10 protein-coding genes and 4 pseudogenes are annotated in these 13,833 nt (G+C 73.0%); 8 read left to right on the plus strand and 6 right to left on the minus strand.

Annotation, left to right across the window (positions count from 1 at the left end):
* The first annotated feature begins 105 nt into the window (after nucleotides 1-105).
* The 4 genes and pseudogenes from QQK22_RS05620 to QQK22_RS05635 all read left to right on the plus strand — a co-directional run bounded on the left by QQK22_RS05620 (nucleotide 106) and on the right by QQK22_RS05635 (nucleotide 2,834).
* Nucleotides 106-1,313 (plus strand): annotated as a pseudogene (locus QQK22_RS05620) (phosphoglycerate kinase).
* 36 nt (nucleotides 1,314-1,349) lie between these two features.
* Nucleotides 1,350-2,111 (plus strand): triose-phosphate isomerase, encoded by a 762-nt coding sequence (gene tpiA / locus QQK22_RS05625; RefSeq protein ID WP_284250036.1) that lies wholly within the window; start codon nucleotides 1,350-1,352, stop codon nucleotides 2,109-2,111.
* Between the two features lie 114 nt (nucleotides 2,112-2,225).
* Nucleotides 2,226-2,474, plus strand: a complete 249-nt coding sequence (secG, locus tag QQK22_RS05630) for a preprotein translocase subunit SecG (RefSeq protein ID WP_284250037.1) — start codon at nucleotides 2,226-2,228, stop codon at nucleotides 2,472-2,474.
* A 9-nt stretch (nucleotides 2,475-2,483) separates the two neighbouring features.
* Entirely contained in the window at nucleotides 2,484-2,834 is a 351-nt protein-coding gene (locus QQK22_RS05635) for an RNA polymerase-binding protein RbpA (RefSeq protein ID WP_284250038.1), read from the plus strand.
* A 128-nt stretch (nucleotides 2,835-2,962) separates the two neighbouring features.
* Here the strand turns inward: QQK22_RS05635 and QQK22_RS18595 are convergent, their stop codons facing one another.
* From QQK22_RS18595 to tkt, 5 genes and pseudogenes are all read right to left on the minus strand, one after another.
* A complete protein-coding gene (locus QQK22_RS18595) occupies nucleotides 2,963-3,394 on the minus strand; it encodes an OpcA/G6PD domain-containing protein (RefSeq protein ID WP_348525511.1) in 432 nt (143 codons plus the stop codon).
* Nucleotides 3,382-3,861 (minus strand): glucose-6-phosphate dehydrogenase assembly protein OpcA, encoded by a 480-nt coding sequence (locus tag QQK22_RS18600; protein WP_348525512.1) that lies wholly within the window; start codon nucleotides 3,859-3,861, stop codon nucleotides 3,382-3,384. The genes QQK22_RS18595 and QQK22_RS18600 overlap by 13 nt, the downstream gene beginning before the upstream one ends.
* Nucleotides 3,858-5,399, minus strand: a complete 1,542-nt coding sequence (gene zwf / locus QQK22_RS05645) for a glucose-6-phosphate dehydrogenase (protein ID WP_284250040.1) — start codon at nucleotides 5,397-5,399, stop codon at nucleotides 3,858-3,860. Before zwf ends, QQK22_RS18600 begins: the two co-directional genes overlap by 4 nt.
* A pseudogene (tal, locus tag QQK22_RS05650) lies at nucleotides 5,396-6,537 on the minus strand (transaldolase). The gene zwf and the pseudogene tal overlap by 4 nt, the downstream one beginning before the upstream one ends.
* Before the next feature lie 97 nt (nucleotides 6,538-6,634).
* Nucleotides 6,635-8,769 (minus strand): annotated as a pseudogene (gene tkt, locus QQK22_RS05655) (transketolase).
* A gap of 345 nt (nucleotides 8,770-9,114) precedes the next feature.
* On the opposite strand from tkt, the gene QQK22_RS05660 reads away from it, so the two are divergent.
* Both QQK22_RS05660 and xerD read left to right on the plus strand, forming a co-directional pair.
* Nucleotides 9,115-10,140, plus strand: a complete 1,026-nt coding sequence (locus QQK22_RS05660; protein ID WP_284250041.1) for a heme o synthase — start codon at nucleotides 9,115-9,117, stop codon at nucleotides 10,138-10,140.
* A gap of 46 nt (nucleotides 10,141-10,186) precedes the next feature.
* Nucleotides 10,187-11,106 (plus strand): annotated as a pseudogene (gene xerD, locus QQK22_RS05665) (site-specific tyrosine recombinase XerD).
* A gap of 39 nt (nucleotides 11,107-11,145) precedes the next feature.
* Here xerD and QQK22_RS05670 read toward each other — a convergent pair.
* Entirely contained in the window at nucleotides 11,146-12,012 is an 867-nt protein-coding gene (locus tag QQK22_RS05670; RefSeq protein ID WP_284250042.1) for a TerC family protein, read from the minus strand.
* Between the two features lie 111 nt (nucleotides 12,013-12,123).
* On the opposite strand from QQK22_RS05670, the gene QQK22_RS05675 reads away from it, so the two are divergent.
* A complete protein-coding gene (locus QQK22_RS05675; RefSeq protein ID WP_284252563.1) occupies nucleotides 12,124-12,978 on the plus strand; it encodes a ParA family protein in 855 nt (284 codons plus the stop codon).
* A 25-nt stretch (nucleotides 12,979-13,003) separates the two neighbouring features.
* A complete protein-coding gene (locus QQK22_RS05680) occupies nucleotides 13,004-13,828 on the plus strand; it encodes a segregation and condensation protein A (RefSeq protein WP_348525513.1) in 825 nt (274 codons plus the stop codon).
* The last annotated feature ends 5 nt before the right edge of the window (nucleotides 13,829-13,833 follow it).

Consider the following 13,833-nt stretch of genomic DNA (forward strand, 5'->3'; position numbering starts at 1 on the left):
GACCGCCGCCCGCGTCCGTACCCCTGCCGGGGTGCGGGCGCGGGCGCATCTCGGCCCCGTTCCATCCCTGTCGTCCGCCCCGTGGGCGGAGAGGAGACACCCCCAGTGAAGACGCTCGCCGACCTCGGTGACCTGCGCGGTAGGACCGTGCTCGTCCGCTCGGACTTCAACGTGCCGCTCGACGGCACCACCATCACGGACGACGGCCGCATCCGCGCCGCGCTCCCGACGCTCCAGGCGCTGCTCGACGGCGGTGCGAAGGTCGTCGTCACCGCGCACCTCGGCCGCCCCAAGGGCGCGCCGGAGGAGAAGTACTCGCTCGCCCCGGTCGCGGCCCGCCTCGGCGAGCTGCTCGGCCAGGACGTCGCGCTCGCGGGCGACCTCGTCGGCGAGAGCGCGCAGGCCACGGTCGCCGCGCTGACCGACGGCTCGCTCGCGCTGCTCGAGAACGTGCGCTTCGACGCGCGCGAGACCTCAAAGGTCGACGCCGAGCGCGCCGAGCTCGCCGCGGAGCTCGCGGCCCTGGGCGGCGGCGTCGACGCGTTCGTCTCCGACGGCTTCGGCGTCGTGCACCGCAAGCAGGCGTCGGTGTACGACGTCGCGCAGATCCTCCCGCACGCGGCCGGCACCCTGGTCGAGGGCGAGGTGCGCGCGCTCGACCGCGCCATCTCCGACCCGGAGCGTCCCTACGCCGTCGTCCTCGGCGGCTCGAAGGTCTCGGACAAGCTCGGAGTCATCGCCAACCTGCTCGAGAAGGCCGACACGCTGCTCATCGGCGGCGGCATGGTCTTCACGTTCCTCGCGGCCCAGGGCCACGAGGTCGGCAAGTCGCTCCTCGAGACCGACCAGATCGAGACCGTCAGGGGCTACCTCGCCCGGGCGGAGGAGAAGGGCGTCACCATCGTCCTGCCCACGGACATCGTCGCCGCGGAGGCGTTCGCCGCCGACGCCGCGCACGAGGTCGTGGCCGCCGACGCGATCCCCGCCGACTCGCTCGGCCTGGACATCGGCCCGGAGTCGGCGAAGGCCTTCGCGGAGGCGATCACCGCCTCGCGCACCATCGTCTGGAACGGCCCCATGGGCGTCTTCGAGATGGACGCGTTCGCCGGCGGGACCCGTGCCGTCGCGCAGGCCCTCGTGGACGCGACCGCCCGCGGCGCCTTCACCATCGTCGGGGGCGGCGACTCCGCCGCCGCCGTGCGCACGCTCGGCTTCGACGAGGCCGGCTTCAGCCACATCTCCACCGGCGGTGGAGCCTCCTCGAGCTGCTCGAGGGCAAGACCCTGCCCGGCCTCGCCGTGCTCGAGAACTGAGGAGGACCCGAAGATGAGCAACTCACGCACCCCCTGATGGTCGGCAACTGGAAGCTGAACCTGGACCACCACCAGGCGATCCAGCTCGTCCAGAAGCTCGCCTGGACCCTGGGCGACGCCAAGCACGACTACGACGCGGTCGAGGTCGTCGTCTCGCCGTCGTTCACCAGCCTCCGCTCCGTGCAGACGCTGGTCGACGGCGACAAGCTGGGTCTGAAGTACGCCTCCCAGGACATCTCCGCGCAGGAGAAGGGCGCCTACACCGGTGAGGTCTCGGCCGCCCAGCTGTCCGCACTCGGCGTCAGCTACGCGATCGTCGGCCACTCCGAGCGGCGCGAGTACCACGCCGAGTCCGACGCCCTCGTGAACGCGAAGATCCGCGCCGCGCTGGGCGCCGGCATCACGCCGATCGTGTGCGTCGGCGAGCCGCTCGAGGTCCGTCAGGCCTCCGAGCACGTCGCGCACACGCTCGCGCAGGTCGACGGCGCGCTCGCCGACCTCACGCCGGAGCAGGTCGCCTCGCTCGTCGTCGCCTACGAGCCCGTCTGGGCCATCGGCACCGGCGAGGTCGCCACGCCCGAGGACGCGCAGGAGATCGCCGAGGCGATCCGTGCGCGCGTGGCCGAGACGGTCGACGCGGACGTCGCGGCCGGGCTGCGCATCCTCTACGGCGGCAGCGTCAAGGCCGACAACGTCGCGCAGATCATGGCGAAGCCCGACGTCGACGGCGCGCTGGTCGGCGGCGCGAGCCTCGTGCTCGAGCAGTTCGCGGCGATCGCGGGCTTCCAGCGCCTCTGAGGCGCGACACGCAGGTGCGGCGACGGGGTGCGGTGTGAGGCACCGCACCCCATCGCCTATCCTGGGACCGGCCACCACGACGGTGGCTCGACACCGAACGAAGGAACGAACGACGTGGACGCGCTCCGGATCGGACTGCAGGTGCTGCTCGTGCTCACGAGTGCACTGCTGGTGCTCACCATCCTCATGCACAAGGGCAAGGGCGGCGGCATGTCCGACATGTTCGGCGGCGGCCTGTCCTCGAGCGTGAGCTCCTCGGGTGTCGCCGAGCGCAACCTCAACCGCATCACGATCGGCACCGCCGTCCTCTGGGGTGTCGTGGTGCTGCTGCTGGGGCTGATCCAGAAGTTCGTCGTGGTCTAGGGGGAGCACATGGCAGGTGGAGGCAGCGCGATCCGCGGGTCGCGCGTGGGGGCAGGTCCGATGGGCGAGGCGGAGCGTGGCGACGCCGCCCCGCGGGTCTGGGTCTCCTACTGGTGCGGTGGCGGGCACGAGACCCGTCCGAGCTTCGCGGACAGCGCCGGGACGCTGCCGCCCGAGACGTGGGACTGCCCGCGCTGCGGGCTCCCGGCCGGGCAGGACCGGGCGAACCCGCCGTCGGCCCCGCGCAACGAGCCGTTCAAGACGCACCTGGCGTACGTCAAGGAGCGTCGCAGCGACGCCGAGGGCGCCGAGCTCCTCGAGGAGGCGCTGAGCGCGCTGCGCGCACGTCGCGGGCGCTGACCCGCCCCGCGCACGTCAACCGCACCACGACGAAGGCCGCCGACCCCTGAGGGTCGGCGGCCGTCGTCGTCACTCGTGCGGCGGGCGTCAGGCGGGGGCGTCCGCCAGCATCGCGGGCAGCGCCGAGGTCAGGACCTGGCCGTAGACGTCGTCGGGGTCGAGGCGTCGCAGGTCCTCGATGAGGCTGTCCGACAGCGTGCGCAGCGGGGCGAGACCCGGTGGCTGACACCGGAGGGCTCGGAGATCCGCAGGATGGTCGAGTCCACGGGGCGCTCCATGAGGACGTCGCCGTTCTCCCGGTGGAGCACCGCTCCCGTGATGGCCGGGGCGTCGTCGTGCTCCATCGCGACCGGGACGCCGAGGCTCTCGCGCAGCCAGGCACCCAGCAGCACCAGCGAGGGGTGGCGGGTGTTGCCCCGCAGCGTGACGCCCGTGACGGGCGTGTACGGCGGCTCGTCGAGCGCCGCCGCGATCAGGCCGCGCCACAGCGTGGCGCGCGCCCACGCCAGGTCGGTGTCGCCCGGGTGGTACCCCTGCGCCAGCTGCGTCAGCCTGTCCACCGGGTCGCTGCACTCGAGCGCGTCGGTGATCCGCCGCTGGGCCATGGCCCCGAGGGGGTCGGCCGAGGGGAGGGCGGGGGAGAGGCCGGCCACCACGTGACGATCGGGGCGTCCGGGAGCAGCAGCGGCATGACGAGCGAGTCGAGCTCCGACCGGGCGCCGCCGCGGGGGCGCAGCACGATGACCTCGCTCGCGCCGGCGTCGCCTCCGACGCGGATCTCGGCATCCAGACCGTCCGCGGGTCCGTCCGCGGCACCGTCGGGCTGCGGGCTGACCACGAGCACCCGGCACGGGTGTTCCCGGCTCGCGTCGTTGGCCGCGTCGACGGCCCGCTCGACGTGCTCGGGCGGCGCGCTGACCACGAGGGTCAGCACCCGGCCGAGGGCGACGGCGCCGCCCTCCTCGCGCAGCTTCACCAGTCGCGCGGCGATCTTCGACGACGTCGTCGAGCTGAGGGTGATGATCACGGTCGCCTCCAGGTCCGGCCGTCGCGGCGCATCATGGCGTCGGCGCTCTCGGGGCCCCAGGTGCCGGGGCGGTAGGTGTCGGGGGCGCCGTCGCGCTCCCAGAACTCGAGGATCGGGTCGAGCACGCGCCAGGACAGCTCGACCTCCTTGCTGTGCGGGAACAGCGGCGGGTCGCCGAGCAGCACGTCGAGGATCAGTCGCTCGTAGGCCTCGGGCGAGTTCTCGGTGAACGCGTGGCCGTAGCCGAAGTCCATCGTGACGTCGCGGACCTCCATCGCGGTACCGGGCACCTTGGCCCCGAACCGCACCGTGACGCCCTCGTCGGGCTGCACACGGATGACCAGGGCGTTCTGTCCGAGCTCCTCGGTGTCGGGGAGCGCGAACGGCAGGTGCGGCGCGCGCTTGAAGACGACGGCGATCTCGGTGACGCGGCGGCCGAGCCGCTTGCCCGTGCGCAGGTAGAACGGCACCCCGGCCCAGCGGCGCGTGTCGATGTCGAGCTTGATGGCCGCGTAGGTGTCGGTCACGGACTCGGGCGGGATGCCGTCCTCGTCGTGGAAGCCCAGCACCTTCTCGCCGCCCTGCCACCCCGCGCCGTACTGCCCGCGGGCCGTGTGCGCCCCCAGGTCGCGGGGGAGCCGGACGGCGGAGAGCACCTTCTCCTTCTCGGCGCGCAGCGAGCCGGCGTCGAAGGAGACCGGCTCCTCCATCGCCGTGAGCGCCAGGAGCTGCAGGAGGTGGTTCTGGATGACGTCGCGCGCGGCGCCGATACCGTCGTAGTAGCCGGCGCGCGAACCGATCCCGATGTCCTCGGCCATCGTGATCTGCACGTGGTCGACGTAGTGGTTGTTCCAGATCGGCTCGAACATCTGGTTGGCGAACCGCAGCGCCAGGAGGTTCTGGACCGTCTCCTTGCCCAGGTAGTGGTCGATGCGGAACACCGAGTCACCCGGGAAGACCGACTCCACGACCTCCTGCAGCTCCAGCGCCGAGGCGAGGTCGTGGCCGAACGGCTTCTCGATGACCACGCGGCGCCAGGCGTCGTCGGCGCTCTGCGACAGGCCCGAGCGCGCGAGCTGCTTGCACACGAGCGGGAAGGCTCCCGGGGGCACGGAGAGGTAGAACGCGTGGTTGCCGCCCGTGCCGCGCTGGGTGTCGAGCTCGGCGACCGTCGCGGCCAGGCGGTCGAACGCGTCGTCGTCGTCGAACTCGCCCTGGACGAACCGGATGCCCTGCTCGAGCTGCTTCCACACGCGCTCGCGGAACGGGGTGCGGGCGTGGGCCTGCACCGCCTCCTTCGTGATCTGGGCGAAGTGCTCGGCGTTCCAGTCGCGTCGCGCGAAGCCCGTCAGCCCGAATCCCGGCGGCAGGAGGCCGCGGTTGGCCAGGTCGTAGACGGCGGGCAGCAGCTTCTTGCGGGAGAGGTCGCCGGTGACGCCGAAGATCACCAGTCCGCTCGGACCCGCGATGCGGGGCAGGCGGCGGTCGTCGGCCTGCCGCAGCGGGTTCTTCCCGGCCGCGATCGTGCGGTCGCTCATGCGTTCCTCGTGTTCCTCGCGTCGGTCAGGGCGGTGGAGACGGTCTCGAGCAGGTGGTTCCAGGAGTCGATGAACGACTCCACGCCCTCGCGGGTCAGGTCGGCCAGCAGCTGCTCGTAGGGGACGCCGAGGCGGAGCAGCCCGTCGAGCTGCTCGTGCGCGGTGGCGATGTGCGGCGTCAGCGTGTCGACGGGGCCGTCGCCGGCGGGGAGCCGGGCGTGGTCGAGGACGGCCTCGAGCGTCTTCTCGGGCATCGTGTTGACGACGTCGGGCGCGATCAGCTCGTCGACGTACCGCGTGTCGGGGTAGCTCGGGTCCTTCACGCCGGTCGAGGCCCACAGCGGGCGCTGCACCCGTGCGCCCGCGGCCGCCAGGTCGTTCCACCGCGGCGAGGTGAAGATCTCGCGGAAGGCCTCGTAGCTGGCGCGCGCGCCGGCGACCGCGGCCGTCCCGCGCAGCGCGGCGGCCTCTGGGGTCCCGATCTCGTCGAGCAGCGGGTCGACCTTCGCGTCGATGCGTGACAGGAAGACCGAGGCCACCGAGGCGATGGGCGCGAGGTCGACCCCCGCGGCGGCCGCGCGCTCGAGACCGTCGACGTAGGCCGTGGCCACCGAGCGGTAGGTGTCGACCGAGAAGATCAGCGTCGCGTTGACGCTGATGCCCTCCGCGATCGCCTCGGTGATCGCGAGCAGCCCTCCGGCGTCGCCGGGATCTTGATGTAGACGTTGGGTCGGCCGACGAGCCGCCACAGCTCGCGGGCCTGCGCGATCGTGCCGTCGGTGTCGTGCGCGAGGCGCGGGTCCACCTCGATCGAGACGCGGCCGTCGCCGTGCGGCGGTCCGGGCAGGAGGCGCGCGAAGAGGTCCGCCGCCTCCCGGACGTCGTCGGTCGTGAGCGTGCGCACCGCCTGCTCGACGTCGGCCCCCTCGGCCGCGAGGGCGGCCACCGACTCGTCGTAGGCGTCGCCCTCGGCCAGCGCCTTGTCGAAGATCGTCGGGTTGGTCGTGACCCCGAGCACCCGACCCGACTGGATCAGCTCGGCGAGGTTCCCGGAGCGCAGGCGCGCCCGGCTCAGGTCGTCGAGCCACGGGGACACCCCGGAGGCAACGATGCGGGCGAGCGGCTGATCGGCACTCATGGGGTTCTCCTCCGGGTGGTGCGGGTGGCGGTCCTGCTCGCCGTCCCCGGCCGCGCGGGCGGCCGGGGACGGCTGGTGGGTGCGGGTGGGTGGGCGGTCAGTGACCGCCCTGGTCCCCCGTCCCGGACGAGCCCGACGGCTGGGCCGGACCGGGGGAGTCGTCGCCGGCGACGGCGGCGATCGACTCGCGTGCCGCGGCGACCACGGCCTCGGGCGTGAAGCCGAACTCGCGGAACAGCGTGGCCGCGTCGGCCGAGGCGCCGTAGTGCTCGATCGAGACGCTGCGTCCGGCGTCACCGACCACGCCTGCCCACGGCATCGCGACACCCGCCTCGACGCTCACCCGGGCGCGGACGCCGCGCGGCAGCACGCTCTCGCGGTAGTCCGCGTCCTGCTCGGCGAACCACTCGAGGCAGGGCGCGGAGACGACGCGCGTGCTGACGCCGTCGGCCTCCAGCTGCTCGCGGGCGGCGACGGCCAGACCCACCTCGGACCCGGTGGCCACGAGGATGACGTCGGGCGTGCCGGTCGAACCCTCGATCAGCACGTAGGCGCCGCGGTCGACCTGCGCCGCCGCGAAGCCCTCGGTCCCGCGCGGGAGGACGGGCATGTTCTGCCGCGACAGGATCAGACCCGCGGGCGCGTCGCGCTCGAGGATCGCCACCCAGGCGGCGGCGGTCTCGTTCGCGTCACCGGGGCGCACGACGGCGAGGCCCGGCATCGCACGCAGCGCCGCCAGGTGCTCGATCGGCTGGTGCGTGGGACCGTCCTCGCCGACACCGATCGAGTCGTGCGTCCAGACGTAGGTGACACCGACCCCCATGATGGCCGTGAGGCGCACGGCGCCGCGCATGAAGTCGGAGAACGTCAGGAACGTGCCGCCGTAGGGCCGGGTGAGGCCGTGCAGCGCGATGCCGTTGAGGATGGCCCCCATCCCGTGCTCGCGGATGCCGAAGTGGAGCGTGCGGCCGTAGGGGTTGCCCTCGAACTCCTTGGTGGAGCGGTGCGCCGGGAAGAACGACGGCTCACCCGCCATCGTGGTGTTGTTCGAACCGGCGAGGTCGGCGCTGCCGCCCCACAGCTCGGGCAGGGGGCGGCCAGCGCGGCGAGCACCTTGCCGGACGCGGCGCGGGTGGCCAGCGACGTACCCGCCTCGAACGTCGGCAGCCCGGCCGCGAGATCGGCGGGGAGCTCGCGGGCGACGAGGCGGTCGAGCAATGCGGCCCGCTCGGGGTTCGCCTCGCGCCACGCCTGGTAGCCCTGCTCCCACTCCGCCCGATCGGCCGCGGCGCGCTCGGCGAGCGAGCGCGTGTGCGCGAGCACCTCGGGGGCGACGGCGAAGCTCGCCTCGGGGTCGAGGCCGAGGGCCTGCTTGAGGCCGGCGATCTCCTCCGCGCCCAGCTTGCTGCCGTGCGCGTCGTGCGAGCCCTGCTTGGTCGGGGAGGGCCACGCCATCACGGTGCGCAGGTCGATGATCGAGGGGCGCGTCGTCTCCGCCTTCGCCGCCTCGATGGCGGCGTTCAGCGCGTCCACGTCCTCGCGGTACTCCGTGCCGCCGTTCGTCCAGTCCACGCGCTGCGTGTGCCAGCCGTAGGCCTCGTAGCGCTTGAGGACGTCCTCGGTGAAGGAGATGTCGGTGTCGCCCTCGATGCTGATCCGGTTGTCGTCCCAGATCAGGATGAGGTTGCCCAGCTCCTGCGTGCCGGCGAGCGAAGAGGCCTCGGAGGAGACGCCCTCCTGGAGGCAGCCGTCACCGGCGATCGTGAAGACGAAGTGGTCGAACGGGCTGGTGCCGGCGGGGGCGTCGGGGTCGAGCAGGCCGCGCTCGCGGCGGGCCGCCATGGCCATGCCGACGGCGGAGGCCAGGCCCGTGCCCAGCGGCCCCGTCGTGATCTCGACGCCGTCGGTGTGACGGAACTCGGGGTGGCCCGGGGTCTTCGAGCCCCAGGTGCGCAGCGCCTCGAGGTCGGCGAGCTCGAGCCCGAAACCGCCCAGGTAGAGCTGGATGTACTGCGTCAGGCTCGAGTGCCCCGCGGAGAGCACGAACCGGTCCCGGCCCAGCCAGTGGGTGTCCGTCGGGTCGTGGCGCAGCACGTTCTGGTAGAGCAGGTACGCCGCGGGGGCGAGGCTCACCGCCGTGCCCGGGTGCCCGTTGCCGACCTTCTCCACGGCGTCCGCGGCCAGCGCCTTCGCCGTGGCCACGGCGGCGAGATCCAGGTCGTTCCACCCCAGGGTGGTCGCTCGGGGGCAGGTGCGTTCACGTGAGCTCCTTCGGTTCGTCGCGTCGGTGCGGAGGCGCGCTGCTGGGTCCGCAGGCTGCTCGGCGCACGATCTCCAGCCTACTGCGGGGCCCCGCCGCTGTCCGGGGGAGCCAGCATCTGAACGCCGTGCGGCGAGAAGCGCCGGCGAGGAGGTGCCGGGGACCCGGCGCGGCGGTGGCGGACGGCGCCGGGCCCCGCCGTCGGTGGCTCCCGCGGTGGCGAACGGCACGTCCGGCGCGTGCCGCCGCTCGGCGGGGCGGTGGCGATGCTGCCCTACGATGGGGTGATCACTGCCTCCAGGGGAAGGACACCGCCCGTGGCCTCGACCGACTCGCTCGCGGGACGTCTCGCGACGCCGTCGACCTCGAAGGCGGACGACGCCCCGGCGCCCACGACCGCACCGGCAGCGGCTCCGGCACCGTCAGGGTCCGCACCGCGCCGCAGCGGCTGGCGTCGCACCCTGGGTGCCTACGTCGCGCTGACCAAGCCGCGCGTCATCGAGCTCCTCCTCGTCACGACCGTTCCCACCATGATCCTGGCCGAGCGGGGGCTGCCCTCCCTGTGGCTGATCCTGGCGACGCTGCTGGGCGGCGCCGCCGCGGCAGGGTCGGCGAACGTCCTCAACTGCTACATCGACCGCGACATCGACGCCGTCATGGGGCGCACCAAGCGCCGTCCGCTGGTGACCGGCGAGGTCACACCCCGCCAGGCGCTCGTGTTCGGCTCGGCGCTCGGCATCGGCTCCATCGTGTGGTTCGCCCTCGTGGTGAACCTGGCCTCGGCGCTCCTGACGCTCGGTGCCATCGCGATCTACGTCGTCGGCTACACGATGATCCTCAAGCGCCGCACGTCCCAGAACATCGTGTGGGGCGGCGCCGCCGGCTGCATGCCGGTGCTCATCGGCTGGTCGGCCGTCACGGGTGGTCTCGACTGGGCCGCCCTGGTGCTGTTCGGGATCATCTTCCTGTGGACGCCGCCGCACTACTGGCCGCTGTCGATGCGGTTCAAGGACGACTACGCCGCGGCGGGTGTCCCGATGCTGCCGGTCGTGGCCGGTGAGCGGCGGGTGGCCGCCGAGATGCTGGCCTACGCCGTCGCCATGGTCGCGTGCAGCCTCGTGCTGGTCCCGGTGGCCGGGATGGGCTGGGCCTACGCCGTCGCCGCGACCGTCGCCGGTGCCTGGTTCACCATCTCCTGCATCCGCCTCTACCGGATCGCCGTCGACCCGGAGCGCCGGGGCGTGGCCTCGCGCCAGCCCGCGATGAAGGTCTTCCACGGCTCCATCACCTACCTCACGATCGTGTTCGCGGCCGTCGCCGTCGACCCGTTCCTCCCGTGGTGACCGGCGGCCCCTCCGCCACCACCCCCGCTCCGAGGTCGCCCCCGCCCTGACGGAGCTGCTCGGCGACTACCTCGCCCACCTCGGCGTCGAGCGCGGCGTCAGCGACCACACGGCCTCCGCCTACCGGCGCGACCTCACGCGCTACCTCGCCTACCTCGCCGACCGCGGTCGCCGCGACGTGGGTGACGTGACCGACGGCGACGTCGCGGACTACGTCGAGGTCCTGCGCACCGGTGGCGACGGCGGGTCCGCGCTCTCGCCGTCGTCCACCGGTCGCGCGGTGGTCGCGCTGCGCGGCCTGCACCGCTTCGCCGTCCTCGAGGGGCGCACGGAGGCGGATCCCGCCTCGGACGTCCGACCGCCGTCGTCGGCGAGACGCCTGCCCAAGGCCATCAGCGTCGCCGAGGTCGAGGCGCTCCTGGAGGCCGCGAGCGCGGGGAGGGCGCCACCGGCCTGCGCGACCGCGCCCTGCTCGAGCTGCTGTACTCCACCGGGGCGCGGATCACGGAGGTCGTCTCGCTCGCCGTCGACGACGTCGACCTCGACGCCGACACCCCGCTCATCCGCGTGCTCGGGAAGGGGCGCCGGATGCGCGTCGTCCCGCTCGGCTCGCACGCCGTCCGCGCGCTGGCCGCGTACCTGGTCCGGGCCCGGCCCGAGCTCGCCGCCCGGGGGCGTGGCGGGGCGGCGCTCTTTCTCGGGCAGCGCGGCGCGCCGCTGTCGCGGCAGAGCGCCTGGGCGGTGCTGCAGGACGCGGCCGCGCGCGCCCGCCTCGACGTCCAGGTGTCGCCGCACACGCTGCGGCACTCCTTCGCCACGCACCTGCTGGCCGGCGGCGCCGACGTCCGGGTGGTGCAGGAGCTGCTCGGGCACGCGTCGGTCACCACGACCCAGCTGTACACGCACGTGACCGTGCAGACGTTGCGCGAGGTCTACGCCGCGGCCCACCCGCGCGCCCACGGCTGAATCGCGAGTCGGGCGCGACCACCGGCCGCGGTCGGTGCGCTAGTCCTTCGGCGCCGTCACCGGGCGTCGCGAGAGCGTGACCGCACCGGCGTTGTCGGTGGACGCCGCCGCGACGGCGTCGGAGTCGTCGGCGTCGCGCCGGGTGTGCCGCAGCTCGACGGCGGTCGAGGCGCCCTCCCCGCGGGCCGCGCGCTGGCGGCGGCGGTAGGCCATGTTGAACGCCTCCACCAGGATCGCGAACGCCATCGGGCCGTAGATCAGGGCCTTGTCGGCCTTGTAGCCGAAACCGTCGGCCACGAGGAAGGCGCCGATGAGCAGGAGGAAGGCCAGGGCGAGGATCTTCACCGACGGGTGGGCGTTGACGAACGTGAAGATGTGCTTCGCCGCGACGAGCATGATCCCGAACGACAGCACGACCGCGACGATGATGACGAGCAGCTCGTCGACCATGCCGACGGCCGTGATCACCGAGTCGAAGCTGAAGACGAGGTCCATCAGGAGGATCTGGATCAGGATCGCCCCGAACGTCGCGGTCCCCGCGCCGGAACCGCCGTGCCCGGACTCGGTGCCCTCGAGCTTCACGTGGATCTCGTGCGCCGCCTTGTAGATGAGGAACGCGCCGCCGACGATCAGGATGAGGTCCCGACCGGAGAAGCCCATCGAGCCGATCGTGAACAGGTCGTCCTTCAGCGAGACGATCCAGGAGGCGGCGAAGACGAGTCCGATGCGCATCACCATCGCCAGCGTGAGGCCGATGTTGCGCGCCCGCGCCTGCTGCGCCACAGGCAGCTTGCTCGCGAGGATCGAGATGAAGATGACGTTGTCGACGCCGAGCACCAGCTCCAGCACGAACAGGGTGAGGAACGCGACCAGCAGGTCGGGCGTGAAGGAGACGGCGAGATCCATGGGCACAAGGTAGCGGTGGGGTGCGGCGGCGGGGTGGAGCGGGTCGTCAGCCTCGGGGGAGGGTGCCCGCGATACGGTGGGGGCGTGAACGACGTGCAGCCGACCCTCGACGTGGCCGGGGTCCCGAGTTCGGCCGCCGCTGCGGCGGACGCGCAGGACTTCGCCGTCCCGGCCCCGCTGGAGGCCCACGGCCCCGCGCGCATCATCGCGATGTGCAACCAGAAGGGCGGCGTGGGCAAGACCACCACGACGATCAACCTGGGAGCCGCGCTCGCGGAGTACGGCCGCCGGGTGCTGCTGGTGGACTTCGACCCCCAGGGCGCGGCGTCGGCCGGTCTCGGGATCCCCGCGCACGAGCTCGACAGCACGATCTACACGGCGCTCATGGACTCGAGCGTCGACGTCCGCACGATCATCCAGGCCACCAGCGTCCCGGGGCTCGACCTCGTGCCCGCGAACATCGATCTGTCGGCGGCCGAGCTCCAGCTCGTCAACGAGGTGGGTCGCGAGCAGGCGCTCACCCGGGTGCTGCGCCCGATCATGGACGACTACGACGTCGTGCTCGTGGACTGCCAGCCCTCGCTGGGCCTCCTGACCGTCAACGCCCTCACGGCGGCCCACGGCGTCATCGTCCCGCTCGAGACGGAGTTCTTCGCGCTGCGCGGCGTCGCGCTGCTGCTCGAGACCATCGAGAAGGTGCGCGACCGGCTCAACCCGCGGCTGCGCACCGACGGCATCCTCGCCACGATGTACGACGGCCGCACGCTGCACTCGCGCGAGGTGCTGCAGCGCGTGCAGGAGACGTTCGGGGACGACGTGTTCACCACCGTCATCGGCCGCACGATCAAGTTCCCGGACGCGTCGGTGGCGACCGAACCGATCACCTCCTACGCGCCGTCGCACGCCGGGGCCGTGGCCTACCGCCGGCTCGCGCGCGAGCTCGTCGCGCGCGGTGACGTCGCCTGACACCGCCCCCGCGGTGGTGCCCCCGGTGCCACCGCCGGACTCCGGGTCGGCCACCCGGCGGCCCTCGTTCGAGGTCAACCTCGAGAACTTCTCCGGACCGTTCGACCTGCTGCTGTCGCTCATCGCGAAACACCGCATGGACGTCACCGAGGTCGCGCTCGCCGTCGTGACCGACGACTTCCTCGCGTTCCTGCGTGCGCAGGACGTCTGGGAGCTGGAGCAGGCCAGCGAGTTCCTGCTCATCGGCTCGACCCTGCTGGACCTCAAGACCGCGCGGCTGCTGCCCGGGCGGGAGGCCGAGGACCCCGAGGACCTGGAGCTGCTCGAGGCGCGCGACCTGCTGTTCGCCCGGTTGCTGCAGTACCGGGCGTACAAGGACGTCGCGGCCGACCTCGAGCGGCGGTGGGCGCGCGGGGCGGGTTCGCTGCCGCGCGACGTCGGTCTCGAACCGGCCTTCGCCCGACTGCTGCCGGACCTCGTGCTCGCCGTCGGTCCGGAGGATCTCGCGCGCATCGCGGCGCGCGCCCTCACGCCCCGGCCCACCCCCGAGGTCGGTGTGGGGCACCTGCACGCCCCGGCCGTGAGCGTGCGCGAGCAGGCGTCGCTGCTGGTGCTGCGGCTCCGGCGCCACCCCGTCACGACGTTCCGCGCGCTGACGGACGACGCGGGCGGCGCTCCCGTGGTCATCGCCCGGTTCCTGGCGCTGCTCGACCTCTACCGCGAGGGCGTCCTCGCCTTCGAGCAGCCGACCGCGCTGGGGGAACTCACGGTCCGCTGGCTCGGCGGGGCGCGCGAGGTCAGCGTGTCCTCGGAGTTCGACGGCGGGGCGGACGTCACCGCGTCCGGGTAAAGTCC

The sequence above is a fragment of the Litorihabitans aurantiacus genome, assembly GCF_030161595.1.
GTDB classification, from domain to species: domain Bacteria; phylum Actinomycetota; class Actinomycetes; order Actinomycetales; family Beutenbergiaceae; genus Litorihabitans; species Litorihabitans aurantiacus.